Genomic DNA, 26,718 nt, shown 5'->3' on the forward strand with positions numbered 1-26,718 from the left:
GATCGAAGGACTCGAGTACTGCTGACAATATGCATCTTGCTCACCAACTGAGGCCATCCTGTCACGCCCGCAGGGCGGGGTCAATCAAATACTCGGAAATTGTCCGGCCCATTGCTACCAAAGTTGCAGGGCCGCTGTCCCGGGACATATGTTCGCACCCCGGGCCATCAGCCCGGATGCGGCGCCGAGCGGTACTTGCTCCAGTGCATCCGGGGACGACCGACCACGTACTCTGTACGTCATGATCGGGGCGATGATGGCATCAATTACACGTATGGTGATAAAGATCACCCCGAACAGCGCTGGCGACAGGCTGTCAGTGTTGCCGCGGCTTACCCGGCAGCCATTGATCGGCAACAATGGCCCTGACGCCCACGATAACCAGAGGAAACACTGTCATGAAGATAGCCATACCCGCCGAGATCAAGAACCACGAATATCGCGTGTCCATGACGCCGGCCGGTGTCCGCGAGCTGTTTGATCAGGGCCATGAAGTGGTGGTCGAACAGGGCGCCGGCACCGGGACGGGCTACAGCGATCAGGATTACGAGCAGGCCGGCGCCCGCATCGAGGCCGATGTCGAGGCGCTCTGGGCGGGGGCCGAGCTGATCATCAAGGTCAAGGAGCCCCAGCCGGTCGAGGTTGCCCGTCTTGGCGAGCATCAGACGCTGTTCACCTATCTGCATCTGGCCGCCGACGAGACGCTGACCCGGGGACTGATGGAGAGCGGCGCGACCTGCATCGCCTACGAGACCGTGACCGACGACCGGGGCGGGCTGCCGCTGCTGGCCCCCATGAGCAGCGTGGCGGGGCGCATGGCGGTACAGGCCGGCGCCCACGGGCTGGAAAAGGCGCAGGGTGGCGCGGGTATTCTGCTGCCGGGTGTGCCCGGAGTGGCGCCTGCCGGGGTGACCGTCATCGGTGGTGGCGTGGTAGGCGAAAATGCGGCCCGGATGGCGCTGGGGCTGGGCGCCGACGTCACCGTGCTGGACCGGTCACTGCCGCGACTCGAAACGCTTGATCAGCGCTACCAGGGACGCCTGCGCACGGTCTACTCCACGCAGGACGCCATCGAGGCAGCCGCCCGGGAATCGGATCTGATCATCGGCGCGGTCCTGATCCCCGGCGCCAGTGCGCCCAGACTGATCACCCGGGACATGCTGTCGATGATGAAGCCGGGCAGCGTGCTGGTCGATGTGGCCATCGACCAGGGCGGCTGTTTCGAGACCAGCCACCCCACCACCCATGCCGAGCCGAGCTATATCGTCGATGGCATCGTTCACTACTGCGTGGCCAACATGCCCGGCGCGGTGGCGCGTACCTCTACCCAGGCCCTGAGCCATGCCACGCTGCCCTGGATTCTTCGCCTGGCGCGTGACGGCTGGCGCAAGGCACTCAAAGACGATAGTCACTTTCGCCACGGCCTGAACCTGACCGGCGGGCAGATTGTGCATCCGGCCGTGGCCGAGGCGTTCGATCTGCCCTGCACCAGCGTGGATGACGTGCTGGCCGAGTGAGTACCGCATCTTCCGGGCAGACGTCCTCGCCTCGGATGGAGACGCCGGCTCGAGGCCGATCCGATCACGGCATTGACGCCACAGGGTATGGCAGGCGAACCGTGACGACAGTGCCGCCGTTGTCGCCTGCGTCCATGTCTATGGTGCCCTGATGGGCCTCCACGATGGCATGAGAAATGGTCAGCCCCAGACCGCTACCGTTTTCAGAGCCGTGGGGCCCTTGATGAAAGGGGGCAAATACCCGCTCGCGCTCTTCCGGGGAGAGGCCGCACCCCTGGTCGCTTAACGTAATCAGGGCCTGCCGGTCTGTCCTTTCAAGCGTTATCTCTACGCTGGAGCCCCGGGGCGCCGCGCGTAACGCATTGTCGACCAGATTGGTCAGCATGGCATTGAGCAGTGCCGGTTCGCCTTCAAGGGTCAAAGGCTCCGGAGGCAGTCGGGTTTCAAGGTGAACGCCTGCCTCTGTGGCTGCCTGTTCATGTTGCTCGATCACCTCTTGAATCAATGCCTCGAGCGTGATTGGTTGTGTTTCGATGCCCTTTCCGGAGCGGTCCAATCGCGCCAGCAGCAGCATGCGATGGATCAGCTGTGTCATGTGTTCGATGCTTTCCCGCATGCGCTCAAGGGCACGCCTGCGCCGGGGCTCATCATGGGCGTGCCGGGCCAGCCTGAGCTGAGCCAGACAGCCTGCCAGCGGCGTACGAAGCTCATGGGCGGCACTGGCGGTAAAGGCGCGCTGGCGTGCGTAGATATGACGCATCCTTGCCAGCAGATGATCCAGAGTGTGAACCAGGGGTTTTAGTTCGCGGGGCACTTCACGCTCGGCAGGCGACAGCGGTGTTGGATTTTCGGGATCGACACGACCGATGCGTACGGTCAGCCGACGCAGTGGTGCCAAGCCCCGCCAGACGGACAGCAGCGCCGCCAGTGCCAGTCCCGGCAGCAGCCACAGCAGCGGCGAGCCGAAATCGCGTGTCAGTAACCGCGAAGTGGCCTCCTGCGTCTGCTGCGCGAAGGCGACACGAAGTACCAGATCACCCTGGTCGTGGATGCTGGTATAAAAACGCCAGGTGTTGCCATCAATTTGACGATTTTCAAAGCCCGTTGTGCTGCTTGCGGGCGTGTCGGGGAAGTTGTCGGAGCGCGCGATCAATTGTCTCGAGCGGTCAAGAAGCTCGAAGGCAGGCGGAGAGCGGCGCGCACGATCATCGTCGCTGCCCGAAGGAGCGACCTCGGGCAGGGACGTCTCTGTTGTGTCCCGGTTCTGACCATGATGAAGCTGAATGATCAGCATGGCGGCGCTGCGTAGCCGGTCATCAATATCCTGGCGAGCGCTTTTTTCAACCTGGCTGTAATGATTGGCCCATAGAACCACCCAGAGGGCACCGAGCAGAATCAGCAGCCACAGCAGCAGGCGCTGATGAAGCCCCGGCGAAAAACCGTGTCGTGTCAAAACAGAAGTTCCCTTTCTCATGCGTGCAACCGATAGCCCATGCCGCGTACTGTCATGATGCGCTCGGCGCCCAGCTTGCTGCGCAGCTTGTGAATCAGTACCTGCAGGCTGTTGCTTTCCGGGCCGCCTTCCCAGCCGTAAAGACGTGTCTCCAGCTGTTCCTGGGTCAGGGATCGGCCCGGGCGCTCCATCAGGGCTTCAAGCACCATGAATTCATAGGCAGACAGCGTCAGTTGGCGATCCCCCAGCCACACCATGCGATCGCCGCGGTCCAGACTGATGTCACCACAGCGCATACGGTTATCGGGGTGACCGTTGGCGCGGCGATGCAGTACCCGCAGGCGTGCCTCCAGCACGTCGGTATCCACGGGCTTGACCACATGTTCGTCAGCGCCCAGATCGAGTGCACGAATGCATTCGTCATTGCCCTCGCGCGCGGTCAGGATCAGCACAGGCGTCTCATGGCCACTGCGACGCCAGTGCCTCAGCACCTCGAGTCCCGAACAGCCGGGCAGGGCCAGATCCAGGATGACGGCATCGAAGGCATCGGCCTCCAGTGCGTGCAGCGCTTTTTCGCCACGGGTCAGCCAGTCCACGGTGTATCCCGACAGCCTGAGCCCCTCGCACAGCCCTTCTCCCAGAATCATGTCGTCTTCCACGATCAAAATACGCACTGGTATCTCCTGCCAGCGGGGTGACCTGTTAACCATGAAAATAACCTGCTGGTGGAGACCATAGCCCAGTCGTGCCAATACCTGCCATGCACTAAGACCCGGTTAATGAGATCTGACCAGGGTAGTGCGTACCGGAATTGCCGGAGTGGTTCGAGGCAGACCGGTCAATAGCGACTCATGTGAAAGGAGAGCACGACATGCGAAAGGATATTGTACTGGGTATCGCCCTGGCACTGAGCTCGACGGCCGCCCTCGCCGCCGGGTCGACCTTCAGCGCGCTGGACAGCGACGGCGACAACAGTATCAGCAAGGATGAATTCTACGGCTCGGTCAGCGACTGGGGCACCTACTCCGACTGGGACACCAGTGGCGACGGCCTGATCGATGACGATGAGTTCAACACGCTGGTTGCCGACCGGGACGTTGACTGGGACTACGCGACCTGGGATCTGGACGGCGATGGCTATCTTGATTCCGGCGAGTTCTATGACGGCATCTACACCGTCTACGACTACGACGAGGACGGCTATTGGCAAAACGGCGAGTGGCATGATGCTGGCGAAGCCGGCCTCTGGGATGTCTAAACCCCTGGCATGTGGCCCTGGCGCGTGATCGTTGGGCCACGAGAGTGGCTCCGGGACCGGGGATTTCCCGGTCCTCTCCAGCGATAGCGCCCTGTTAGTCCGGCGCCAGAAGCTCTAATAAACCGCGTATCCGGTTTTAGGGGCAGGCTCAGGGCAGGCGTACCAGGAAATCTTCTTTGGCACGGCGTACCTTCGCCTTGCCGGCACCCGGGTCGCGTTCGGTGTCGCGATAACCCAGCGCCATGATGACCACGCTCTTGAGCCCCTTCTCCCGCAGGCCGAGCGCCTCATCCAGCCTGTCCGGATAAAAGCCTTCCATGGGGGAGGCGTCGACCTTCTCCAGCGCTGCGGCGCTCAGCGCCACGCCCATACCGATATAGGCCTGACGCGCCGCCCACTCCAGGCACGCCTCATGGCTGCCCTTTTGATCCATCACGCCCTTGACCATGTTGCGAAAGCCGTCCAGCGAGCTCTCATCGACCTCCCGGGTGAGGGCCATGCGAGTGATGTGGTCATCCACCTGGGCCTTGAAGTCGCGATCGTGGACAGCAAAGACCAGCAGATCGGAACCCTCGATCACCTGCGGCTGCGGGGCGGCGTCGTCATGCAGGCGCGCGCGCACCTCGCTGCTCCGTACATGCACCAGCGACCAGGGATGCAGGCCGAAGGAGGAGGGCGCCAGCCGGGCGGCGTCCATGATCCGCTCCAGGGTTTCCTCGGGCACCGGTTCGCCGTTCAGGCGCTTGGCGGCATAGCGCCAGTGGAGGGCATCGGTCAGTGACATATCAATAACCTCGCGAAAAAGGGGTGAGAGAGAATGGTAGCAAGCGATGTCGTGATTACCGCCCGGCTCGCGCGTACTGAAACATCAGCACGCCCAGTAATATCAGTACGCCTGCCATCAGCAAATGTGGCGGTATTGGTTCATCAAACACGATGACGGACAGGGTGATGGCAATCGGCGCCGCCACAATACCGATCTGGCTCAGGTAAACCGCGCCGGCCATCCTTTGCAGCACAAAATAAAGAAAATAGAGCAGGGCAAAGATGGCGGCCTCGGCGGCGACCATCAAGAGACCATCGGCACTGTCGAAAATAGCGGCGATGGGGGCTGGCCCGGCCAGCAATGACAGGGGGAGAAGGATCATGGCGCCCCCGAGCATCATCAGTGCCGCAAGAAACAGGGGCGCGGCATCCGTGGGCCAGCAACGGGTACGATAGATGTTACCCGTGACCACAATAACGGGAATGATGGCAACGACCGCGAGCCAGATCGGGCTGACCTGGGATGCGGAGGCCTTGCCCAGCGCCAGAATGGCGCCTCCGCAGAGACCGAGCAGGACACCGGCCAGGCGTCCTGCCTGCCAGATTTCCATTCCCATGAAAAGTGCCATCAGCCAGGTCAGCAGCAATGGAAAAACGAAGCTCAATGACACAAAGCCGGCGCCCAGATGGGGCAGCGCCAGGAAAGCCATCGCGTTGGGCAGGGCAAAGAGTGTGCCGGCCACGAACGCGTAGACCAGAACCTGACGGTTCCAACGGGTGCCGCTTTTCCCCGGTACCGTGATCGATAGCAGTATGCCCCCCGCGCCCAGTAGCCCCAGCATCAAAAAGCTCAAGCCAGGAATGCCGGCTCTGTTCGCCATTTTGGCGAGCAGTAGTGACAGCGCCAGCAGTGTCCCTACCAGCAGCAACAGCAGCAGCGCACCAGAGTGTGAAAAGGATTTGCGATACCGGGCTGACAGCGTGATCATGGCATTTATCTCCGGGTAAAGTATCTTTATGTCGAGATATATTGCCAAAGTATCTTACCGTCAAGATAAAGGGTCAAGCATTCCTCATGGATCAGGTTGAAAAAGCAATTACTCAATGGCGACAGGAGCGCCCCGAGCTTGAGCTTTTGGCGATGGCCACCGTGGCTCGACTCGGCGCTACGACAAGAATCGTGGGACGCAGTTTTCTTGAGCCCTTTTTTAGAGCCCATGAGCTTCAGGCTGGCGAATTTGACGTACTGGCCACATTGAGAAGAGCCGGTGCACCTTACGCTCTGGGACCTACCCAGCTTTATGAAGCGTTGATGATCTCGTCAGGAGGCATGACCAATCGCCTTGATCGGCTGGAAAAGCAGGGGTTGATCGAGCGTCATCCCAACCCCGAGGACCGTCGGGGAACACTGGTGCAGTTAACGAGCCGGGGAAAGGAGATCATCGACAAGATGGTCCCTGAACACATTGATAATGAAAGCCTTGCCCTGTCGGGGCTGACCCGGGAAGAGCAGGAGCAGCTCAACGCCCTGCTGGGCAAGCTGCTGGAGCATCTGGAAAACCATGAAGGGGAATAGACTCATGCACTGAAAAGGCCCCGCCGGCGCACATCGCGGGCAGGGCCTTCGGCACCAGGGGTGCGGTTCAGTGTAGCTGGCTGAACCTGTCGATACGATCGCGCAGCGCCTGCTCGGGGCCGATCAGCTCGATCAGTTCCGCCTCGGTGAGTTCGATGTCCTGATGCCGGGCAACGATGCTCGAGTAGTCCTCGCCGTTGGCCAGCGCCTGCTCGACCAGCAGGGAGAGCTCCTTGCGGTCGTTGATGGCGGCCGGGTCAAAGCTCTGGCGGTTGCGTTGCTGCTGAACGCGCTGTTCGCGGCGACAGCGCATCAGCAGATTATCGGTGATAAACGGAGCACTCATGGACCGGGTCCTTTGTGGGGTACACGAGGTCATGCTGTGGCGACGGTGCAGCGCTGTCCATTCGACCCTGGATGTATCGCCAAAGGTCTCGGGTCGCTGTCGAGACGGGGCGCCGTGGGGGCGGGGAGGGCGCCCTGCGCATCAACGTGGCGCACTTTACCCCCGGGCTGGCACCGCTGTTCGACCCCGATGATGGGGATTAAACGTCGCCAATCTCCTCCAGCAACGCGTCACGAAACGCGACCAGCCGCGCATGGCGCGCTTCGGCCAGCTGCTGGCCGGTGGCAGTGCGAAAGCCTGCCCTGAGCGTCAAAAGCTTGGTCTGGAAGTGATCCAGCGTGAAGCGCCGGTCATCCAGCGCTCTGGCGGCGGCCTGCGGGTCGAGCGGGTCGTACAGGGCGCTGCCCATCTGCCCGGCGGTGTAGAAGCAGCGCGCGATGCCCAGGGCGCCCAGCGCGTCGAGCCGGTCGGCGTCCTGCAGGATCCCGGCTTCCAGCGTTTGCGGCGCGATACCCGCCGAGAAGCTGTGTGCCTCGATGGCATGTGCCACCGCCTCGATGCGCGAGTCCTCCCATGACAGCGCTTCGAGAATCCCGCGGGCCTGTTCGGCGGCAAGTCGCGAGGCACTCGACCGGCGCGGGTCGTCCTTGGGCACATGAACGCCGTCGTGCAGCACGGTGGCGGCCAGCAGCAGGTCACCATCGCCGCCCTCCACGGCGCTGATGCGCTGTACGTTGCGCCACACGCGTCCAAGATGGGCGAGATCATGAGCGCCATCGGTGACGTCGGGCAGCCGGGCCAGCAGGGCATCGGCCAGCGCCTGATGGGGAGAAAAGAGGGTCGACACGGCAGGCACCTGATCGTGTGAGCGGGCGCCGGGCAACGGCGCCCTGTAGGCGGGTCGGTTTACAGCGGTGTCTTGCCGCCGGTGGCGGCGTAGATCTCACCGGTCAGGTAGGTGGCGCTGCTCTCGGCGAGCTGGACATAGACGCCGGCCAGCTCCGCCGGCTGGCCCGGTCGCGTCATTGGCGTATCGCCGCCAAAGCCCGTGAGCTTCTCTCTTGAGGCGTTCGAGCAGACCTGCAGTGGGGTCCAGAACGGCCCCGGGGCCACGGCGTTGACGCGAATACCGCGGCCGGCCATCTGCCTGGCCAGGCCCTTGGTGAAGTTGGAGATGGCCGCCTTGGTCATGGCGTAATCCAGCAGGTCCTCGGGTGGTGTCCAGCCCGTGGTCGAGGTGGTGTTGATGATCGTCCCGCCTTCCGGCAGATGGGGAATGGCCGCCTTGCTGAGCCAGAACATGGCGTAAAGGTTGGTCTTCACGGTCCAGTCAAACTGCTCGGTGGTGATGTCCATGATCGAGTCATGGCTCTGCTGGCGGGCGGCGTTGAGCACCACAATATCCAGCCCGCCGAGCTGATTGACGGTTTGGTTGATCAGACGCTGGCAGAAATCCTCGTCACGAATGTCGCCCGGAATCGCCACGGCCCGGCGCCCGGCGGCCTCGATCAGCTCGACGACCTCGCGGGCATCCGGCTCTTCATCGGGCAGATAATTGATCGCCACGTCTGCCCCTTCGCGGGCATAGGCGATCGCCGCGGCGCGGCCGATGCCGGAATCCCCGCCGGTAATCAGCGCGCGACGCCCGGCCAGCCGGTTGCTGCCGCGATAGCTCTGCTCGCCGTGATCCGGGCGCGGCGTCATTTTGTCGGCCAGCGCCGGCCAGGGCTGCGTCTGATACTCGAACGGCGGTTTGGGGTAGGCGTTCTGCGGGTTTTCAAGCGATCGGGGGGTGTTCTGTGCGGCCCCGTTTTGATGAGCGCCGTTCTGGCTGCCGGCAAGGGCCGGACCGGCCGCGGCGGCGGCCATGGTCAGGCCGGCGCCCTTGATGATGCGACGACGCGAGGCGTCATGGTCGTTCGTTGCCATGTGCTGCTCCCTGTGGTTGGCAGACAATGCCTTCCCGGCACCGTCGTGGATGACCCGTGAAGCATAGACCCTCGAGCGTGCCTGTCAGCCGGCGCCGGGCCGGTGACAGGGTCACATCAGCCGGGTGCCCAGCGGCACGTCCTGGTCCGGGACGCACAGCGCCACGGCGCCCTCCTCGTTGTGAAAGCCGGTGACCAGGCACTCCGACATGATCGGGCCGATCTGTTTGGGCGGGAAGTTGGTGACCGCCACCACCAGCCGGCCTACCAGGGCCTCGGGGTCATACAGCTCGGTAACCTGGGCGCTGGACTTGCGCACCCCGATGTCAGGACCGAAATCCACCTGCAGCAGGTATGCCGGCCGGCGCGCCTTGTCGAACACTGCCGCGTGTGTGATGCGCCCGACGCGCAGCTCTACCCTTGAAAACTCTTCCCAGCTCAGTGTCGACACCGATTGCTCCTTTCCGGTCTGCGCCATTGGTCGTAAACAACGTTCAAGCCCTACAACTTTGGCAGCTCGAGCGGCGGGTGTATTGACGACATTGGTCGTCTTTTCAAGGAGATGAAAAAAGACATAACCAAATGGATATATCTTGATGGTTCGACAGCTATTAGTTAGGCATTTGCGCTTCTCCTTATGCTCGAGCGATTGAATTCACCGGCCCACCGCCCGGACACCCGTCCCCCGGCGGCTACCGGGACCAGTCGCACCGACGCAGGAGACAAGCATGCAAAAGGGCAGAATCAGCATTGTCGAGAAGATCGGCTTTGGCATGGGGGATGCCGGCAACAACATGACCTTTGCTGCCGTGGTCATGTATCTGTCCTACTTCTACACCGATGTCTACGGCATTTCACCGGCGGTGGTCGGGACCATCTTTTTGTCGATGCGCTTTGTGGATGCCATCACCGACCCGATCATGGGCGCCATTGCCGACCGCACCCGTAGCCGCTGGGGCCGTTTTCGCCCGTGGATCCTGTTCATCCCGGTGCCGCTGGCCATCGCCTGTGTCCTGATGTTTACCACCCCGGACTGGTCGGACCAGGGCAAGATCATCTATGCCTTTGTCACCTATGCGGTGATGTCGCTTCTCTACACGGCCGTCAATATTCCCTACTGCGCGCTGGGCGGGGTCGTCACCAGTGACCACCGCGAGCGCGTATCGTGCCAGTCGTGGCGCTTCGTGCTGGTGGGTGTGGCCTACCTGATTCTCAACTCGACGCTGATGCCGCTGGTCGAGTGGTTTGGTGATGGGGACGAAGCCCTGGGCTTCCAGATCACCATGGGCATCATGTGCGTGATTGCGCTGTTCATGTTCGGGTTCTGCTTTGCCACCGTGCGCGAGCGGGTGCAGCCGGTCGAGAACAACACCAACGGGCTGCTGGAAAACCTGAAAACGCTGGCCACCAACCCCAAGTGGCGCCAGGTGCTGTCGATCACCTTCCTGCAGGCCTTCCAGTTCTTTCTGCGCCAGGGCGCGGCGATCTACTACGCCACCTGGGTACTGGGCCTCGGCGCGGCCGGCATTTCGTTTTTCGTGACCTCGGGCGTGGTCGGCGGCATGGCAGGTACCGCCATCTCGCCGCTGCTGACCCGGTATACCACCAAGATGCGCGTGTTCATTCTCAGCTCCATCGCGCTGGTCGCGGCCTGCGTGGCGCTCTATTTCGTACCCGGCGATCAGGTGATCCTGGCGGCGATCGTGGTAATCGTGATCAACATCTGCCACGGCATCGGCACGCCGATCGCCTGGGCCTTCATGGCTGATGCCGAGGACTACGGCGAGTGGCAGAGCGGCTATCGCAACACCGGCGTCTCCTTTGCCGGCAATCTCTTCTTTCTCAAGCTGGGCCTGGCCGCGGCCGGCGGCCTGGTGGGCTTTCTGCTGTCGCTGGGCGGCTATGTCGGCGGCGCCGATGCCCAGGACCCTCAGGCACTGACCATGATCGTGCTGCTCTTTACCCTGATACCGGCGGTAGTCAGCGTACTGATGACGCTGGCCGCCTGGCGCTTCGGGCTGGATGATGCCGAGATGGATCGCATTCGCGCCGATCTGGAATCGCGTGCCGGTGACCGATCGAGCCCGGCCACCCGGAACGGGTCCGATGTAAACGATGCCGGTGGGGCCGCTCGTCCGGCCACTACCTGATAACAATACTGTTCACCATAACGGGAGAACCCCATGCAGACCCGCGTGACCCTGCACCGTGACTTTGTCACCAGCACCATCGACGGGCGTCTCTACAGCGCCTTTCTCGAACACATGGGCCGCGCCATCTATGGCGGTATTTATGAGCCCGGTCACCCGCAGGCCGATGACCAGGGCTTTCGTCAGGACGTACTGGAAATGGTGCGCGAGCTGGCACCGCCGCTGGTGCGCTACCCGGGGGGCAACTTTGTCTCCGCCTACAACTGGGAGGACGGCATCGGTCCGCGCGAGGAGCGTCCGGTGCGGCTCGATCTTGCCTGGCACAGCCGTGAATCCAACCAGGTCGGCATTCACGAGTTTGCCGACTGGTGCGAGCAGGCCGACATCGAGATGATGCTGGCGGTCAATCTGGGCTCGCGCGGTATCGACGAGGCGCGCAACTTCCTGGAGTACGTCAACCACCCCGGCGGCAGCGCCTGGAGTGACGAGCGCATCAAAAACGGTCGCAAGGAACCGTGGAACGTGCGCCTGTGGTGTCTGGGCAACGAGATGGACGGCCCCTGGCAGATCGGGCACAAGAGCGCGGCGGAATACGGCCATCTGGCCAATGAGACCGGCAAGGCGCTCAAGGCCTATGACCGCTCGCTGGAGCTGGTCGCCTGCGGTTCGTCGAATCCCGATATGGCCTCCTATCCGGAGTGGGAAGCCACCGTGCTGGAGCACTGCTACGAGACGGTAGACTACATCTCGCTGCACATGTACTTCACCAACCACGAGAACCAGCTCGGCGACTATCTGGCGCTGGCCGAAAAGCTCGATCGCTACATCATGTCGATTGCCGGCGTGATCGACTACATCCAGGCCAAGAAGCGCACCCGCCATCAGGTGCATATCTGCTTTGACGAGTGGAACGTCTGGTATCACAGCGTGCAGCAGGACCGGCGCGTGCTGGAGGGCAGCGACTGGCCCTTTGCGCCGCCGATTCTCGAGGACATCTACAACGTCGAGGATGCCCTGCTGATCGGCTGCGTGATCAACACCTTCATTCGCCGTTCGGATCGGGTGCGCATCGCCTGTATCGCTCAGCTGGTCAACGTGATCGCGCCGATCATGACCGAGACCGGCGGTGACGCCTGGCGCCAGACCATCTTCTATCCGCTGATGTTTGCCTCGCGCTACGGCCGCGGCAGGGCGCTGCAGCTGGCCGTCGACAGCCCCACCTATCAGACCCGCGAACTCGATGACGTGCCGTGCCTGGACGTCTCCGCCGTTCACGATGACGAGGGTGGATTCGTGACGATCTTTGCCGTCAATCGCCATCAGGAAGAGGCGCTGGATCTGAATGTCGCCCTGCACGGCTTTGAAAACGCCCGTCTGGTCGAGCATCAGTGCATCAATCATCCGCAGATGAAGGTCGTCAACTCGGCCAGCCAGCCGGATCAGGTGCGCCCGGTGACGGGTGAGGGCATCAGTGTCGAGGAGGGCGCGCTCAAGGGCAGCCTGTCGTCGCTGAGCTATCACATGATTCGCCTGTCGGTCGGTACCTGATACCCGGGTAACCGCAAGCGAGGCGTCTGACACGCTCGCCGAGCCGGCGTCGCCATGAGGCGGCGCCGGCTTTTTTAATGCCATGGTCAGAGAAAGCAGGGCAGATGGACGGTCAAGAATTGCCCCACATGTTTCATGTGAAACATCCTTCCCGGTGTGGCCGTGCCAACCCCCGAGGCGGTATCCGCCTCTGATCGCGCTCGGGATGCATTCGGCCGGATGGCAATGTTCGGCCAATGATTCGTGGCTGGCGCTACAACCTTGGTGTCGGACCCGGCGCCGGACGCCGCGAAAAACTTCCGTATTATCAGCTTTCCTGCCCGAGCGATAACGTATCAGTTATTGCTGTTATTGGCGTGTGCATTGGTGTCCCGCATGGCAGCGCTCATAGGGTCGCGCGATGAGCGGTCTGATGGCATCAGGTCGCTGCGATTCGATTCCCGCAGGGAGAGACGCATGCGCAAGGGCAGTATCAGCACGCTTGAAAAGATCGGCTTTGGCATGGGGGATGCCGGCAACAACATGACCTTTGCCGCCGTGGTCATGTACCTGTCGTACTTCTACACCGACGTTTACGGCATTTCGCCGGCGGTGGTCGGCACCATTTTCCTGTCGATGCGCTTTGTGGATGCCGTCACCGACCCGCTGATGGGCGCGATTGCCGATCGCACCCGCAGCCGCTGGGGTCGCTTTCGTCCGTGGATTCTGTTCATTCCGCTGCCGCTGGCGATTGCCTGCGTGCTGATGTTCACCACCCCGGACTGGTCGGACCAGGGCAAGATCATCTATGCCTTTGTCACCTATGGCGTGATGTCGCTTCTCTACACGGCCGTCAACATTCCCTACTGCGCGCTGGGCGGCGTCATCACCGATGACCACCGCGAGCGGGTGTCGTGCCAGTCGTGGCGCTTCGTGCTGGTGGGCGTGGCCTATCTGATCCTCAACAGCGGGCTGCTGCCGCTGGTGGAGTGGATCGGTGACGGCGACGAGGCGCGCGGCTTTCAGGTCGCCATGGGGTTGATGTGCGTGATTGCGCTGTTCATGTTCGGGTTCTGCTTTGCCACCGTGCGCGAGCGCGTCACGCCGCCGGCACAGAACAGCACCAACCCGTGGCGGGACCTGCGCACCCTGGCGGCCAACCCCAAGTGGCGCATCATCCTGAGTATTACCTTTCTGCAGGCCCTGCAGTTTTTTCTGCGTCAGGGGGCGGCCGTGTACTACGCCGACTGGGTGCTGGGCCTGGGCGCCACCGGGATTTCGATTTTCGTGACGCTGGGCGTGGTGGGCAAGATGGCGGGCACGGCCCTCTCGCCCCTGATCACCGGGCGCATCAGCAAGCGCAGCGTGTTCATGGCCAGCACCGGCCTGTTGATTCTGGCCTCGGCGCTGCTGTTTGTGGTGCCGGGCAGCCTGCTGGTGGTCGCCACGACCGTATTCGTGCTGGTCAATTTTTTCCACGGCATCGGCACGCCGATCTCCTGGGCGCTGATGGCCGATGCCGAGGATTACGGCGAATGGCGCCATCGTCACCGTCTGACCGGCGTCTCCTTTGCCGGCAACCTCTTCTTTCTCAAGCTGGGGCTGGCGCTCGGCGGCGGCCTGATCGGCTTTCTGCTCTCCTGGGGCGGCTATGACGCCGATCTCGAACAGCAGGGCAGCTCGGCGCTGTTGGCCATCACCCTGATGCTGACCCTGATTCCTGCCGCCATCTGCGTGGCCATGAATATCGCCATCTGGGCCTTCGGGCTCGGGGATGCGGACATGGACCGCATTCGCCGCGATCTGCAGGCGCGCAGCGAGGGCCGGGAGGACACGCGGTCGGCGGATGAAAAGGGCGCTGAAAGCGGTCCCGCGCCCCGCACGTCCTGAAACCGGTCGGGCTTGCCCCGGGTCATGGTCATGGCCCGGGGCCGTCAAATAGTGCGGTCCCGAGCCGTCAAAGCGCGTAAGATGCCCGCCCGTTGACACTTTCCAACAGGACACTCGAATGACCGCACTGCCTCCTTGCCCCGGCTGTGACGCCGACTACACCTACGAAGATGGCGCCCTGTTCGTCTGCCCCATGTGCGGCCATGAGTGGGCACAAGGCGGTGAAGCGCCCGCCAGTGACGAGACGGCCAGCGTTCGCGATGCCAACGGCAATGTGCTGGCTGACGGTGACACGATCACGGTGATCAAGGATCTGAAGATCAAGGGCTCGTCACAGGTGGTCAAGGTCGGTACGCGGGTCAAAAACATCCGTCTGGTCGACGGCGATCATGACATCGACTGCAAAATCGATGGCATCGGCGCGATGAAGCTCAAGTCGGCGTTTGTCAAAAAGGCCTGATCAGTGCCTTGCAGGGTGGGCCGGTGCGCCTGAATCGTTGTTTCACGTGAAACACCTTCTACCGGAAATGCTCGTGGCGCGGGTGACGCTGAACGCATGAGCCGTATAATGCCGCCTTCTTATGCCTTTTGCTTATTGAGAGGCGTGTTTTTATGGCAACCGGTAGCAGAGCGTCATGAGCAATTCTCCCGACGGGCCGGAGATTCCCGAGCCCCGCGGCACCTCCCGCGATTTCAAGCGCAGCATGCAGTCGCGCCACCTGGTGATGCTGTCACTGGGCGGCGTGATCGGCACCGGCCTCTTTCTGAGTTCGGGCTATACCGTCAATCAGGCCGGCCCCCTGGGCGCGATTCTGGCCTACCTGATCGGCGGCGTGGTGGTCTATCTGGTCATGATGTGTCTGGGCGAGCTGTCCGTGCACATGCCCGAGACCGGCGCCTTCAGCGCCCATGCCTCGCGCTATATCGGCCCCGCCACCGGCTATACCGTGGCCTGGCTCTACTGGCTGACCTGGACGGTGGCGCTGGGCTCGGAGTTCACCGCCTCGGGCCTTCTGATGGCGAAGTGGTTTCCCGACGTGCCGATCTGGATCTGGAGCGCGCTTTTTGCGCTGATCGTCTTTCTGACCAACGCCTTCACGCCGAAGATCTTTGCCGAGACCGAGTTCTGGCTCTCGCTGATCAAGGTCGCCACTGTGGTGATTTTTATCATCGTGGGCGCGGCGGCGATTTTTGGCGTTGCCGGGCCGGACGATCAGCTGGCGCCGATGTTTCATAACCTCACCCGCGAAGGCTTCTTTCCCACCGGCGTGATGCCGATTCTGGTCACCATGCTGGCGGTGAGCTTTGCCTTCTCCGGCACCGAGCTGATCGGCATCGCCGCCGGCGAGACCGAGAACCCGGAGAAGAACGTGCCGCGCGCCATTCGCGCCACGCTGTGGCGGCTGGTGGTCTTTTTTGTCGGCACCATTGTGGTGATCGCCGCCATGCTGCCGCGCGAAAAGGCAGGGCTGGTGGAGAGTCCATTCGTCACGGTCTTTGCCATGACCGGCATCCCGCATGCCGACGACATCATGAACTTCGTCATCATCACGGCGCTGCTGTCGGCGGCCAACTCGGGGCTTTACGCCGCCTCGCGCATGCTGTGGTCGCTGGGCGAGCAGCGCACCCTGCCGTCAATCTTTGCCCGCGTGACCCGCGGCGGTATTCCGCTCAACGCGCTGTTGTTCAGCATGCTGGGCGGACTGCTGGCGCTGCTCTCCAGCACCTTCGCCCCGGACACGCTCTATCTGGTGCTGGTGTCGATCTCGGGCTTTGCCGTGGTCGCGGTCTGGATGAGCATCGCCGTGAGCCAGATGTGCTTTCGCCGCCAGTTCGTGCGCGGCGGCGGCGACCCGGCCACGCTGGGCTACCGGACACCGCTCTACCCCTGGGTGCCGCTGGGGGCCTTTATCGCCTGCCTGCTGTGCTTTATCGGTATCGCCTTTGATCCCACCCAGCGCATCGCGCTCTACTGCGGCATTCCCTTTATTGCGCTGTGCTATCTGGCCTTTTATCTGACCGACCCGCGCCGCAGGGGCGGGGCCGATGTCGATTCATCTGCCGTGACGGAGACCTCATGACCCCTTCTCTTGACCCCATTGCCCGCGCTCTGCAGGACCACCCGCTGCTGATCGTGGACGGGGCGCTTGCCACCGAGCTGGAAGCCCGCGGCTGCGACCTCAACGACAGTCTCTGGTCGGCGCGCGTGCTGGCCGAGCGGCCCGAGCTGATCCGCGAGGTGCATCTCGACTACTTTCGCGCCGGCGCCGATATCGCCATCACCGCCAGCTATCAGGCCACCATCGAGGGCTACATGGCGCGCGGCATGAGCGAGAGCGAGGCGCTCGAGCTGATCACGCGCTCGGTGACCCTGGCCGCCGAGGCGCGTGACACGTTCTGGAACGAAGCTGATCACACCGGCCGGCCGAGGCCGCTGGTCGCCGCATCAATCGGCCCCTACGGCGCCTGGCTGGCCGACGGCTCGGAGTATCGCGGCCACTACGATATCGACGAGGCCGGGCTGGTGGCCTTTCACCGTGACCGTCTGGCCGCACTCGCCGCCGCCGGTGCCGACGTGCTGGCCTGTGAAACCCTGCCGTCACTGGTCGAGGCGAAGGCGCTGGTTACCGTACTGCGTGAATTCCCCGACATGAGCGCCTGGATCACCTTCACCGCCCATGACGGGGAGCACATCAGCGAAGGGACGCCGATCGCCGAGTGCGTCCGCTGGCTCAATGATCAGCCGCAGGTCGCCGCGCTCGGGGTCAACTGCACCGCACTCGAGCACATCCCGTCGCTGCTGGAACAGATGGCAGGCGCTACCGACAAGCCGCTGATCGTCTACCCCAATTCGGGCGAGACCTATGATGCGGACAGCAGGACCTGGCAGGGCGGCTGCCAGGTGTCCCACGGCGCCGGCTTCGGCGAGCAGGCCGCACAGTGGTACGCGCGTGGCGCGCGCCTGATCGGCGGCTGCTGTCGCACCACGCCCGAGGATATTCGCGCCATCGCGGCCCTTCGCGCCGGGCATTGAATGGTCGGCGTCCTGAGTGATGATGACCGCCTGCCCGGTGGATAGACCTTTTTTTGCCTGCGGCCCGGGCACCCTGGCGCACATCAGCGCCAAAGGGGCTACGCTTCTCACGGCCGTTTCGAATTCAGGTTGGATCAGGAGTGATTGTCATGAAGTCATACCGTGTGCTGGCCCTGTTACCGCTGGCAGCCCTGCTCAGCGCCTGTGGCGATCCCCAGGAGGCCAGCGAGGGCAATTTCCGCTCGGCGCTGCAGGATGATGTCGGCGGCATGGGCCCGGCCATCTGTCTGGAAGCGCCGGCACCGCGTCTGCCGTTTGTGATGAACCAGCGCGCGGCCGGTCAGCAGTCCGACATGGCCGAGCGGACCAAACGCGCCAACGCGCTGGTGGATGCCGGTCTGCTCGAGCGTGAAGACCTGAGCGACGGGCGTCAGCGCTACAGCCTCACCGATGACGGCCGCGACAGCTACGCCCGCGCTCACGGGCTCGAGCAGGGCGGGTTCTGCTTCGGCAAGGTACGCATCGAAGGTGTCGACAGCTTTACGCCGGCCCAGGCGATCGAGGGCGGCTTCACCGTCTCCCACGTGCGCTACAGCTACAGCGTCCGCGACATCCCGAGCTGGGCCGAGGAAGACAGCCTGCGCCAGGCCTACCAGGGCGGTCTCGAAGGCCTCGACGACACCCGGCACAAGCGCGCCATGATGATCCTGACCAACCAGGGCTGGCAGACCGAGCGCCGCTTCGCCGAATAATCTCGGCACCGGTGATCAAAAAAGGCGACCCCTCGGGGTCTAATGCCAGTCAGTTAAGGTTTTCCCCCACCGGCTGACGATGCGATAGTCCGGTATCAGTAACTTGCTGATACCGGACTTTTTTATGCATTTCAGTCAGGCCATCGATGCCATCAACCGGGTAAGGCCCGGCAGCTTTTCAAGTTTGGCGGACGTCCTTTCCCCCGAGCTCATCGACACCTGTCTGGAGCAGGCCGGCGTGGCGACCCTTCGCAAGCGGCGACTGCCGCTGGATCTGGTCGTCTGGTCGATTGTCGGCATGGCCCTGTTTCGCCATATCCCCATGGCGCAGGTGGTTAACCAGCTTGATATCGTCCTGCCGGGCAAGCGTCCATTCGTGGCCCCCAGCGCCGTGGTACAGGCGCGTCAGCGCCTGGGTAGTGACGCAGTCAGACATGTTTTCGAGCAGACTCAGGCCCTGTGGCATGCTCAAACGCCTCAGCCTCACTGGTGCGGACTCAGCCTGCTTGCCGTGGACGGCGTGGTCTGGCGAACGCCGGACTCTCCCGACAACCAGACCGCCTTCGCGCGCACGCGTAATGCGCAGCGTGAGGCCGGCTACCCGCAGGTACGCATGGTGTGCCAGATGGAGGTGACCAGCCACCTGATCACGGGGGCCGCGTTCGACAGTGTCGCGACCGGCGAAGTGGCCCTGACGGAAGACCTGATCGCCGGCACACCGGATCACTCGCTCACGCTGTTTGACCGCGGCTTTTATTCACTGGGCCTTTTGCATGCCTGGCAGCAGGCCGGCGAGCAGCGCCACTGGCTGATTCCGTTACGCAAGGGAACTCACTACGAGGAGATTCGCTCGCTGGGGCGCCAGGACCGTCTCGTTCGGCTGACCACTTCGCCACAGGCGCGTGCCAAATGGCCGGATTTACCGGTCTCGTTCGAGGCGCGCCTGCTGCGCCGCAAGGTTCGGGGCAAGGAGGTGGCGGTATTGACCTCGATGACGGAAACGATGCGTTTTCCGGCCGCCGACATCGTGGATCTTTACAGCTACCGCTGGGAAATCGAGCTGGGATATCGGGAAATGAAGCAGTCGCTGCTGGACAATCGGCTTACGTTGCGCAGCCGTACACCGGAGATGGTGCGTCAGGAGCTGTGGGGCACGCTGCTCGCCTACAACCTGATCCGTTTTCAGATGGCGCGAATGGCTTACAGTCTGGACAACATTCACCCCAACCAGCTGAGCTTTCACCAGGCGGCCAGCTTTATTATCAAGGAGTTATCGATGCTGCCGGCGGTATCGTCGGGTCGGGTGCCGGCGGTGGTCCAGTCGATCACGGAGATGGCGCCGGCCTTTGTACTGCCCGATCGACGAGAAAGATCGTACCCGCGAGCGGTGCGGGCACGACCGCAGAAATATCCGGTCAGGAAAAAGCCAGTCAGCACTAACTGACTGGCATTAACCCCTCGGGGTCGCCTTTTTTATACCCGGTACCGTGCGCCACTCAGTCAATGACCGAGCCGGACTGCGCCACCAGTACATCACTGTTGATCTCGCTGATGCTGCTGGCGCCGGTCAGCGTCATGGCTACACGCATTTCCTTTTCGATCAGGCCGAGCAGGTTGGCCACGCCGGCCTGGCCGTGGGTCGCCAGTGCATAGATAAAGGCGCGACCGAGCAGCACGGTGTCGGCACCCAGTGCAATCATGCGGACCACGTCGAGCCCGGTGCGAATGCCTGAGTCGGCGAGGACCTTGAGATTCCCCTTGACCGCACTGGCGATCTCCGGCATCGCACGGGCGCTGGAAAGCACGCCATCAAGCTGACGGCCGCCGTGGTTGGAGACAACTATCCCGTCGGCGCCAAAGCGCACCGCGTCCCGGGCATCGTCGGCATCAAGAATGCCCTTGATGACCATCGAGCCCTTCCAGAAATCGCGAATCCATTCCAGATCCTGCCAGGAAATGGACGGATCGAAATTCTTGGCCAGCCAGCCCATGTAGTCTTCAAGGCCGGTGGGGCTGCCGCGATATTTCGAGATGTTGCCCAAATCATGAGGTCGGCCGTGTAGACCGACATCCCAGGCCCAGAAGGGGTGGGTAAAGGCCTGCCACATCCGGCGCAGGGCGGCGCGTTCGCCGCTCATGCCGGAGTGGGCGTCACGGTAGCGCGCCCCCGGCGTGGGCATGTCGACGGTAAAGATCAGCGTGCGCACGCCGGCCGCCCAGGCCCGCTCAAGCGCGTTTTTCATGAAGCCACGGTCCTTGAGCACATACAATTGAAACCACATCGGACGATCGAGTACTGCCGTGACTTCCTCGATCGGGCAGACCGATACGGTAGAAAGCGTAAAGGGAATGCCCTTTTCTGCCGCCGCCGTGGCAGCCTGCACCTCGCCACGACGCGCGTACATGCCGCACAGGCCGATGGGGGCCAGCGCCACCGGCATCCCCAAGCGCTCGCCGAACAGCTCGGTCTCAAGGCTCAGCTCGGACATGTTTCTCAACACGCGCTGACGCAGGGCCACGCTGCCGAGATCGTCGACATTGCGGCGCATGGTGTACTCGGCGTAGGCGCCGCCGTCGATATAGTGGAACAGGAAGGGCGGCAGCCTGCGCTGCGCTGCCGCACGGTAGTCGGTCGATGCTGAAATGATCATGTTGGACCCTGGTGACAAAAGAGAGGCGATGTTTCAAATACCACTGACCAGAGGTCATCAACCGCTCATGAGTGGGTCCGTGACACCCAGCCCGTAGCAGGCCACCAATCCGATGATGCCGGTGAAGAACACGTAATACAGGGTGGGCCAGACCGTCTTGCGCAGGGTGATCCCCTCGCGTCCGACCAGGCCGACCGTGGCAGACGCTGCCACAATATTATGAATCGCGATCATGTTGCCGGCCGCAGCACCTACTGCCTGGATGGCGACGATAAAGGCCCCGGAGACGCCCAGTGTCTCGGCCACGCCGAACTGAAACTGGCTGAACATCATATTGCTGATGGTATTGGAGCCTGCCAGAAACGCCCCCAGTGCTCCCACACTCGGTGCCATCAGTGGATAGACGTCGCCGACGCTATCGGCTACATAGCGTGCCATGGCAATCGGCATGCTGGGCAGATCCGCAGCATTGACCCCCGAGTTGATGAGGATGCGCACCATGGGCACGGTAAACAGCAGCACGAAGCCGGCCTTGAGCAGCACCCGGCCGGATTCGCTGGCCGCCGCACCGAGCGCACGCAGATGCATGCGATGTAGCACCACGGTCAACAGGGCAACGAAGGCCAGAATGCCGCCGGGCAGAAACAGCGGCTCGATGCTGGCGTTGATGCCCTCTTCGCCCAGGATGTTGGTCAAATCGAAGCTCAGGGATTTAAGGGCAGTCGTCACCTCGGGAAAGACGCGACTGATGACCAGCAGGACACCCACCAGCACGTAGGGCAGCCAGGCAAGCACCTGGCCCATGGGGCGGGCGGTGAGATCATCGAGCCTGACCTGCAGCGTGCCGATCCACTCGGCCGGCCAGTCCTTTCGATCGGCAAAGTCCCAAATCGTTCTGGGAGTCAGAAAGCGCAGACGAGCGGCGGTCACAACAATCACCAGACCCACCAGTCCGCCCAGCAGGGAAGGGAATTCGGGCCCGAGGAAAATGCCGGTGATAACGTAGGGCACGGTCAGCGCCAGCCCTGCAAACATAGCAAAGGGCAGAATCTCGAAACCGGCCTTCCAGCTTTTTTTCTCACCGAAGAAACGCGTCAGCATTAATACCATGATCAGCGGCATGATGGTGCCGACAATGGCGTGCGTAATTGCGGTGCCATTGGTGATCTGCTGCAGAAAAATCTCCCAGTTCGAGCCCTGTGCGACCAATCGGTCCGTCAGGGTCACGCTGTCCAGCCCGGTGGTCACGCCGATGACGATGGGGGTGCCCACGGCGCCAAAGGAGACAGGCGTGCTTTGCACCAGCATGCCCATCAGCACCGCTGCCATGGCCGGGAAGCCCACCGCGACCAGTAGCGGCGCGGCGATGGCGGCCGTGGTGCCAAAGCCCGACGCGCCTTCGATGAAGCTGCCAAACAACCAGGTAATGATGATGGCCTGCACGCGGCGATCCGGGCTGATAGTGGTAAAGCCGGCGTGAATGGCCCGGATCGCGCCCGAGTGTTGCAGCGTATTGAGCAACAGGATCGCCCCGAAAATGATCCACAGCACGCCGACCGTGATCATGAGCCCCTGAAGCGTTGAGGCAAGCACGCGGACGACACTCATTTCCCATCCCAGCAGTGCAATCAGCACGCTGAGCAGATAGACCACCGGCATGGCGCGGCTGGCCGGCCAGCGCAGGCCGATAAGCAAAATACCGGCGACGATGATGGGGGTAACGGCGAGCAGGGCAAGCAGACCGGGTGACATGGTGATGCCCTCTTAGTGGCGAGTCGCGGGACGAAGGGGAAAGGAACGTGCCGAAATGTCGCGGTGGCTCATAAGCGTTGCTCCAGGGTGTTATTGGACTTGTACGACATTAAATTGGTAAAACCAATTTAATGTATTCTAATGAAATTGCTGTGGAGAGTAAGATGCTCTTGTTACAAGGGTCAACGAAAGCTGCCTGCTACTTTGGTTCATGGACGTTGCCATGGCTTGGGAAAATCGTGCTTAATATAAAATTGGTAAGACCGATTGAGGGTGGGATATGGAAGTAGGGCAGGTGCGTCAGCGCCGACTGGCGGATGGCATCGTCGAGCAGCTGCAGTCGATGATTCTTGAAGGGACGCTCAAGGCCGGTGAGCGTCTGCCGGCCGAACGCGTGCTGGCCGAGCAGTTCGGGGTCTCCCGGCCCTCATTGCGTGAGGCCATCCAGCGTCTGGTCGCCCGGGGGCTGCTCAACAGCCGCCAGGGGGGTGGGACCTATGTGACGCCCTCATTGGGGGCGACCTTCAGTGATCCACTGCTGTTGCTGCTGGAAGACAGCCCCGATGCCCAGCGCGATCTGCTCGAGTTTCGTCATACGCTCGAAGGCGCCTGCGCGTTTTATGCCGCACAGCGGGCGACCGAGCCGGACCGCGATCGGCTGCGGGTGGCCTTTGAACGCCTGCAGTACTGCTATGAACACGCGGGCCCGACCACCCAGGCCGAGGAAGGCGCCGCGGATGCGGGCTTTCATCTGGCGATTGCCGAAGCCAGCCACAACGGTGTGCTGTTGCACACGATCCGTGGGCTGTTTGATCTATTGAAGCGCAACGTCGTGACCAATATCGGCGGCATGTACGCCCAGCGCCTCGAGACCCGCGAGATTCTCAGCCATCAACACCAGGAGCTGTTCGAGGCAATCATGGCGCGAGAGTCGGCGCTGGCCCGTGACATCGCCCAGCGTCATATTCACTACGTGCAGCAGGTACTCGCGGAAGTACACGCCGAAAATCAGCGCATGGCTCGCGCCCGGCGCCGGGGATAAGGCGTTCTTGCAGGCGCTTTCGGCAGGCACTGGCGCTGGTATCAAAAAAAGGCGACCCCTCGGGGTTAATGCCAGTCAGTTAGTGCTGACTGGCTTTTTCCTGACCGGATATTTCTGCGGTCGTGCCCGCACCGCTCGCGGGTACGATCTTTCTCGTCTATCGGGCAGTACAAAGGCCGGCGCCATCTCCGTGATCGACTGGACCACCGCCGGCACCCGACCCGACGATACCGCCGGCAGCATCGATAACTACTTGATAATAAAGCTGGCCGCCTGGTGAAAGCTCAGCTGGTTGGGGTGAATGTTGTCCAGACTGTAAGCCATTCGCGCCATCTGAAAACGGATCAGGTTGTAGGCGAGCAGCGTGCCCCACAGCTCCTGACGCACCATCTCCGGTGTACGGCTGCGCAACGTAAGCCGATTGTCCAGCAGCGACTGCTTCATTTCCCGATATCCCAGCTCGATTTCCCAGCGGTAGCTGTAAAGATCCACGATGTCGGCGGCCGGAAAACGCATCGTTTCCGTCATCGAGGTCAATACCGTCACCTCCTTGCCCCGAACCTTGCGGCGCAGCAGGCGCGCCTCGAACGAGACCGGTAAATCCGGCCATTTGGCACGCGCCTGTGGCGAAGTGGTCAGCCGAACGAGACGGTCCTGGCGCCCCAGCGAGCGAATCTCCTCGTAGTGGGTTCCCTTGCGTAACGGAATCAGCCAGTGGCGCTGCTCGCCGGCCTGCTGCCAGGCATGCAAAAGGCCCAGTGAATAAAAGCCGCGGTCAAACAGCGTGAGCGAGTGATCCGGTGTGCCGGCGATCAGGTCTTCCGTCAGGGCCACTTCGCCGGTCGCGACACTGTCGAACGCGGCCCCCGTGATCAGGTGGCTGGTCACCTCCATCTGGCACACCATGCGTACCTGCGGGTAGCCGGCCTCGCGCTGCGCATTACGCGTGCGCGCGAAGGCGGTCTGGTTATCGGGAGAGTCCGGCGTTCGCCAGACCACGCCGTCCACGGCAAGCAGGCTGAGTCCGCACCAGTGAGGCTGAGGCGTTTGAGCATGCCACAGGGCCTGAGTCTGCTCGAAAACATGTCTGACTGCGTCACTACCCAGGCGCTGACGCGCCTGTACCACGGCGCTGGGGGCCACGAATGGACGCTTGCCCGGCAGGACGATATCAAGCTGGTTAACCACCTGCGCCATGGGGATATGGCGAAACAGGGCCATGCCGACAATCGACCAGACGACCAGATCCAGCGGCAGTCGCCGCTTGCGAAGGGTCGCCACGCCGGCCTGCTCCAGACAGGTGTCGATGAGCTCGGGGGAAAGGACGTCCGCCAAACTTGAAAAGCTGTCGGGCCTTACCCGGTTGATGGCATCGATGGCCTGACTGAAATGCATAAAAAAGTCCGGTATCAGCAAGTTACTGATACCGGACTATCGCATCGTCAGCCGGTGGGGGAAAACCTTAACTGACTGGCATTAACCCCTCGGGGTCGCCTTTTTGATGTTCGCAGGCTTTGAAAGGGACGGGCTCAGCCCTGCCAGCCCGTGGCCTGCGCCACGATCAAGATCACTACGGCGATCCCGGCCCACATGCCGAACAGCGGCAGGAAAAAGCGCACCCACTTCTGCCAGGGCAAGCGTTGCCATGAAATAGCCCGAGGTGGGATAGAGGATATTGCCGATGCCGTCGCCGAGCTGATAGGCCAGCACCGCGGTCTGGCGGGTCACACCGACCACGTCGGACAGCGGCGCCATGATCGGCATGGTGACCAGCGCCTGGCCGCTGCCCGAGGGCACCACGAAGTTGAAGCCCAGCTGGGCGAGATACATGCCCAGTGCTGACAGTGCCGTGGGCAGCCCGCCGACCAGATGGCCCAGAGCGTGCACCATGGTGTCGAGCACTTGGCCGTCTTCGAGCACCACCGCGACGGCGCGGGCAATGCCGGCGATCATGGCGCCCATCAGCACGTCCCGGAAGCCCTCGTTGAAGCCTTCGCAGATCTCGTCGATCTTCAGCCCCGCGATCAGACCGGCCACCACGCCCATGACGATAAAGAGTCCGGCCATCTCCGACATGAACCAGCCGCGCCCCAGTACGCCGTAGACCAGCACGCCAAACAGGCCGAGCGTGGCCGCGATGCAGAGCTTCTGGCGGCCGGTGGCCGGCGGCGTCACCTCGTTGAGCGCGTGCTGATAGCGCGTGCGCTTGTGCTGCTCGTCCGCCTCGTCATGCATCAGGCTCGCCTCGGGATTGTCCCGTACGCGCCGGGCGTAACGGATCACCCAGAACACCGCGACCGCCAGCATGCTGATCAGCGCCACCAGACGCAGACCGAAGCCCGAATAGAGCGGCAGGTTGGCCAGCTGCTGGGCCAGCCCCGTGTTGATCGGGTTGATGACCCCGGCGGCAAAGCCGGCCGTGGTGGCGCACAGGGCGATGGCGGCGGCCGTGACCGAATCGAATCGCAGCGCGATCAAAAGCGGCAGGATCACCGGGACATAGACCAGCGACAGCTCCTGGGTGCCGATGATGGTGGCCAGTACCGCAAAAAGCCCCATCAGCACCGGGATGACCCACAGGCTGCGCCCGGCAAAGTGGCGCGTCAGGTGATCGACCCCCAGCTCGATGATGCCGGTGCGGCGCAGCACGGCAAACATGCCGCCGATCAGCAGGGTAAAGAACACCACCTCGCCGGCGCTGAGCAGCCCGCGCGGGATGGCCAGCAGCAGCTCGGTGGGCCCGGCGGGGCTGGCCGGTACCCAGTGAAAGGAGTCGGCATCGATGGTGGTCCGCCCGTCGGGGCCGGGGATGGTGTCGTAGGCCCCTGCCGGAATCAGCCAGGTGGCCAGACCGGCCAGCAGGATGAAGATGAAAAGGATGGCGTAAATATGCGGAATCTGAAACGAACGTTTCTTTGACGGGCGATCGGATTCGGCCCGGGAGGGATCCTGTGACATGGACGATGGCTCGTTGTTGTTGATTGGGCGGCAGGGCCGCTGCTCGAAGCGGCCCTGGGCCCTGATCGTTACACAACCGGCCATCCGACGAAAGTCGGCCCGGCCGGCGGCCGATGAGA

General features: G+C 62.7%; 23 protein-coding genes and 1 pseudogene. 12 read left to right on the forward strand and 12 right to left on the reverse strand.

Features of this window, described 5'->3' with window-relative positions:
• Positions 1 to 398 precede the first annotated feature (398 nt).
• Positions 399 to 1,517: an alanine dehydrogenase gene (ald, locus tag M1D97_RS00710; protein WP_456268827.1), complete on the forward strand. Its 1,119-nt coding sequence runs from the start codon at positions 399 to 401 to the stop codon at positions 1,515 to 1,517.
• 64 nt (positions 1,518 to 1,581) lie between these two features.
• On the opposite strand, the gene M1D97_RS00715 is transcribed toward ald, so the two are convergent.
• Together M1D97_RS00715 and M1D97_RS00720 are read right to left on the reverse strand one after the other, a co-directional pair.
• The gene (locus tag M1D97_RS00715) at positions 1,582 to 2,970 is read right to left on the reverse strand and encodes a sensor histidine kinase (protein ID WP_456268828.1); all 1,389 of its coding nucleotides are present in this window, start codon (positions 2,968 to 2,970) and stop codon (positions 1,582 to 1,584) included.
• A 17-nt stretch (positions 2,971 to 2,987) separates the two neighbouring features.
• On the reverse strand, positions 2,988 to 3,644 hold the full coding sequence (locus tag M1D97_RS00720) for a response regulator (RefSeq protein ID WP_456268829.1): 657 nt from the start codon (positions 3,642 to 3,644) through the stop codon (positions 2,988 to 2,990).
• A 197-nt stretch (positions 3,645 to 3,841) separates the two neighbouring features.
• Here M1D97_RS00720 and M1D97_RS00725 point away from each other — a divergent pair, with 197 nt between their 5' ends.
• Entirely contained in the window at positions 3,842 to 4,228 is a 387-nt protein-coding gene (locus M1D97_RS00725) for a hypothetical protein (protein WP_456268830.1), read from the forward strand.
• Positions 4,229 to 4,376: 148 nt separating this feature from the next.
• Here the strand turns inward: M1D97_RS00725 and M1D97_RS00730 are convergent, their stop codons facing one another.
• Positions 4,377 to 5,012, reverse strand: a complete 636-nt coding sequence (locus M1D97_RS00730) for an NAD(P)H-dependent oxidoreductase (RefSeq protein WP_456268831.1) — start codon at positions 5,010 to 5,012, stop codon at positions 4,377 to 4,379.
• A gap of 55 nt (positions 5,013 to 5,067) precedes the next feature.
• Positions 5,068 to 5,982, reverse strand: coding sequence for an EamA/RhaT family transporter (locus M1D97_RS00735; protein ID WP_456268832.1), 915 nt, complete (start codon positions 5,980 to 5,982; stop codon positions 5,068 to 5,070).
• An 86-nt stretch (positions 5,983 to 6,068) separates the two neighbouring features.
• Here M1D97_RS00735 and M1D97_RS00740 point away from each other — a divergent pair, with 86 nt between their 5' ends.
• Positions 6,069 to 6,569: a MarR family winged helix-turn-helix transcriptional regulator gene (locus tag M1D97_RS00740; RefSeq protein WP_456268833.1), complete on the forward strand. Its 501-nt coding sequence runs from the start codon at positions 6,069 to 6,071 to the stop codon at positions 6,567 to 6,569.
• 67 nt (positions 6,570 to 6,636) lie between these two features.
• Here M1D97_RS00740 and M1D97_RS00745 read toward each other — a convergent pair whose 3' ends face one another.
• The 4 genes from M1D97_RS00745 to M1D97_RS00760 all read right to left on the reverse strand — a co-directional run bounded on the left by M1D97_RS00745 (position 6,637) and on the right by M1D97_RS00760 (position 9,294).
• Complete coding sequence (locus tag M1D97_RS00745) at positions 6,637 to 6,915, reverse strand: hypothetical protein (RefSeq protein WP_456268834.1); 279 nt, start codon at positions 6,913 to 6,915, stop codon at positions 6,637 to 6,639.
• A 199-nt stretch (positions 6,916 to 7,114) separates the two neighbouring features.
• Positions 7,115 to 7,762, reverse strand: a complete 648-nt coding sequence (locus M1D97_RS00750; protein ID WP_456268835.1) for an HD domain-containing protein — start codon at positions 7,760 to 7,762, stop codon at positions 7,115 to 7,117.
• A gap of 59 nt (positions 7,763 to 7,821) precedes the next feature.
• Positions 7,822 to 8,844: an SDR family oxidoreductase gene (locus M1D97_RS00755; protein WP_456268836.1), complete on the reverse strand. Its 1,023-nt coding sequence runs from the start codon at positions 8,842 to 8,844 to the stop codon at positions 7,822 to 7,824.
• A 111-nt stretch (positions 8,845 to 8,955) separates the two neighbouring features.
• A complete protein-coding gene (locus M1D97_RS00760; RefSeq protein ID WP_456268837.1) occupies positions 8,956 to 9,294 on the reverse strand; it encodes a tRNA-binding protein in 339 nt (112 codons plus the stop codon).
• Between the two features lie 277 nt (positions 9,295 to 9,571).
• On the opposite strand from M1D97_RS00760, the gene M1D97_RS00765 reads away from it, so the two are divergent.
• The 8 genes from M1D97_RS00765 to M1D97_RS00800 all read left to right on the forward strand — a co-directional run bounded on the left by M1D97_RS00765 (position 9,572) and on the right by M1D97_RS00800 (position 19,640).
• On the forward strand, positions 9,572 to 10,993 hold the full coding sequence (locus tag M1D97_RS00765; RefSeq protein ID WP_456268838.1) for a glycoside-pentoside-hexuronide (GPH):cation symporter: 1,422 nt from the start codon (positions 9,572 to 9,574) through the stop codon (positions 10,991 to 10,993).
• Positions 10,994 to 11,026: 33 nt separating this feature from the next.
• Complete coding sequence (arfA, locus tag M1D97_RS00770; RefSeq protein ID WP_456268839.1) at positions 11,027 to 12,541, forward strand: arabinosylfuranosidase ArfA; 1,515 nt, start codon at positions 11,027 to 11,029, stop codon at positions 12,539 to 12,541.
• Between the two features lie 456 nt (positions 12,542 to 12,997).
• Complete coding sequence (locus M1D97_RS00775) at positions 12,998 to 14,410, forward strand: glycoside-pentoside-hexuronide (GPH):cation symporter (RefSeq protein ID WP_456268840.1); 1,413 nt, start codon at positions 12,998 to 13,000, stop codon at positions 14,408 to 14,410.
• 118 nt (positions 14,411 to 14,528) lie between these two features.
• A complete protein-coding gene (locus M1D97_RS00780; RefSeq protein WP_456268841.1) occupies positions 14,529 to 14,870 on the forward strand; it encodes a zinc ribbon domain-containing protein YjdM in 342 nt (113 codons plus the stop codon).
• A gap of 175 nt (positions 14,871 to 15,045) precedes the next feature.
• The gene (locus tag M1D97_RS00785; protein ID WP_456268842.1) at positions 15,046 to 16,491 is read left to right on the forward strand and encodes an amino acid permease; all 1,446 of its coding nucleotides are present in this window, start codon (positions 15,046 to 15,048) and stop codon (positions 16,489 to 16,491) included.
• Complete coding sequence (mmuM, locus tag M1D97_RS00790) at positions 16,488 to 17,444, forward strand: homocysteine S-methyltransferase (protein ID WP_456268843.1); 957 nt, start codon at positions 16,488 to 16,490, stop codon at positions 17,442 to 17,444. Before M1D97_RS00785 ends, mmuM begins: the two co-directional genes overlap by 4 nt.
• Before the next feature lie 149 nt (positions 17,445 to 17,593).
• Positions 17,594 to 18,196, forward strand: coding sequence for a hypothetical protein (locus M1D97_RS00795; protein WP_456268844.1), 603 nt, complete (start codon positions 17,594 to 17,596; stop codon positions 18,194 to 18,196).
• A gap of 124 nt (positions 18,197 to 18,320) precedes the next feature.
• On the forward strand, positions 18,321 to 19,640 hold the full coding sequence (locus M1D97_RS00800; RefSeq protein WP_456267629.1) for an IS4 family transposase: 1,320 nt from the start codon (positions 18,321 to 18,323) through the stop codon (positions 19,638 to 19,640).
• 52 nt (positions 19,641 to 19,692) lie between these two features.
• Here the strand turns inward: M1D97_RS00800 and lldD are convergent, their stop codons facing one another.
• Together lldD and M1D97_RS00810 are read right to left on the reverse strand one after the other, a co-directional pair.
• Complete coding sequence (gene lldD / locus M1D97_RS00805) at positions 19,693 to 20,847, reverse strand: FMN-dependent L-lactate dehydrogenase LldD (RefSeq protein ID WP_456268845.1); 1,155 nt, start codon at positions 20,845 to 20,847, stop codon at positions 19,693 to 19,695.
• Positions 20,848 to 20,904: 57 nt separating this feature from the next.
• On the reverse strand, positions 20,905 to 22,599 hold the full coding sequence (locus M1D97_RS00810) for an L-lactate permease (protein ID WP_456268846.1): 1,695 nt from the start codon (positions 22,597 to 22,599) through the stop codon (positions 20,905 to 20,907).
• A gap of 280 nt (positions 22,600 to 22,879) precedes the next feature.
• On the opposite strand from M1D97_RS00810, the gene M1D97_RS00815 reads away from it, so the two are divergent.
• On the forward strand, positions 22,880 to 23,641 hold the full coding sequence (locus tag M1D97_RS00815) for a GntR family transcriptional regulator (RefSeq protein WP_456268847.1): 762 nt from the start codon (positions 22,880 to 22,882) through the stop codon (positions 23,639 to 23,641).
• A gap of 75 nt (positions 23,642 to 23,716) precedes the next feature.
• On the opposite strand, the pseudogene M1D97_RS00820 reads toward M1D97_RS00815, so the two are convergent.
• A pseudogene (locus tag M1D97_RS00820) lies at positions 23,717 to 25,036 on the reverse strand (IS4 family transposase).
• An 81-nt stretch (positions 25,037 to 25,117) separates the two neighbouring features.
• A complete protein-coding gene (locus M1D97_RS00825; protein WP_456268848.1) occupies positions 25,118 to 26,599 on the reverse strand; it encodes a YfcC family protein in 1,482 nt (493 codons plus the stop codon).
• Between the last annotated feature and the right edge of the window lie 119 nt (positions 26,600 to 26,718).

It is taken from the genome of Kushneria sp. AK178, from assembly GCF_053903105.1.

What these genes read in the sequence shown, in the direction of transcription:
- M1D97_RS00825 (WP_456268848.1), bottom strand. Translation starts at nt 26,599, where the DNA reads ATGTCACAGGATCCCTCCCGGGCCGAATCCGATCGCCCGTCAAAGAAA.
- M1D97_RS00725 (WP_456268830.1), top strand. Translation starts at nt 3,842, where the DNA reads ATGCGAAAGGATATTGTACTGGGTATCGCCCTGGCACTGAGCTCGACG.
- arfA (WP_456268839.1), top strand. Translation starts at nt 11,027, where the DNA reads ATGCAGACCCGCGTGACCCTGCACCGTGACTTTGTCACCAGCACCATC.
- M1D97_RS00740 (WP_456268833.1), top strand. Translation starts at nt 6,069, where the DNA reads ATGGATCAGGTTGAAAAAGCAATTACTCAATGGCGACAGGAGCGCCCC.
- M1D97_RS00730 (WP_456268831.1), bottom strand. Translation starts at nt 5,012, where the DNA reads ATGTCACTGACCGATGCCCTCCACTGGCGCTATGCCGCCAAGCGCCTG.
- M1D97_RS00810 (WP_456268846.1), bottom strand. Translation starts at nt 22,599, where the DNA reads ATGTCACCCGGTCTGCTTGCCCTGCTCGCCGTTACCCCCATCATCGTC.
- M1D97_RS00795 (WP_456268844.1), top strand. Translation starts at nt 17,594, where the DNA reads ATGAAGTCATACCGTGTGCTGGCCCTGTTACCGCTGGCAGCCCTGCTC.
- M1D97_RS00765 (WP_456268838.1), top strand. Translation starts at nt 9,572, where the DNA reads ATGCAAAAGGGCAGAATCAGCATTGTCGAGAAGATCGGCTTTGGCATG.
- M1D97_RS00775 (WP_456268840.1), top strand. Translation starts at nt 12,998, where the DNA reads ATGCGCAAGGGCAGTATCAGCACGCTTGAAAAGATCGGCTTTGGCATG.
- M1D97_RS00815 (WP_456268847.1), top strand. Translation starts at nt 22,880, where the DNA reads ATGGAAGTAGGGCAGGTGCGTCAGCGCCGACTGGCGGATGGCATCGTC.
- mmuM (WP_456268843.1), top strand. Translation starts at nt 16,488, where the DNA reads ATGACCCCTTCTCTTGACCCCATTGCCCGCGCTCTGCAGGACCACCCG.
- M1D97_RS00755 (WP_456268836.1), bottom strand. Translation starts at nt 8,844, where the DNA reads ATGGCAACGAACGACCATGACGCCTCGCGTCGTCGCATCATCAAGGGC.
- lldD (WP_456268845.1), bottom strand. Translation starts at nt 20,847, where the DNA reads ATGATCATTTCAGCATCGACCGACTACCGTGCGGCAGCGCAGCGCAGG.
- M1D97_RS00745 (WP_456268834.1), bottom strand. Translation starts at nt 6,915, where the DNA reads ATGAGTGCTCCGTTTATCACCGATAATCTGCTGATGCGCTGTCGCCGC.
- M1D97_RS00735 (WP_456268832.1), bottom strand. Translation starts at nt 5,982, where the DNA reads ATGATCACGCTGTCAGCCCGGTATCGCAAATCCTTTTCACACTCTGGT.
- ald (WP_456268827.1), top strand. Translation starts at nt 399, where the DNA reads ATGAAGATAGCCATACCCGCCGAGATCAAGAACCACGAATATCGCGTG.
- M1D97_RS00800 (WP_456267629.1), top strand. Translation starts at nt 18,321, where the DNA reads ATGCATTTCAGTCAGGCCATCGATGCCATCAACCGGGTAAGGCCCGGC.
- M1D97_RS00780 (WP_456268841.1), top strand. Translation starts at nt 14,529, where the DNA reads ATGACCGCACTGCCTCCTTGCCCCGGCTGTGACGCCGACTACACCTAC.
- M1D97_RS00785 (WP_456268842.1), top strand. Translation starts at nt 15,046, where the DNA reads ATGAGCAATTCTCCCGACGGGCCGGAGATTCCCGAGCCCCGCGGCACC.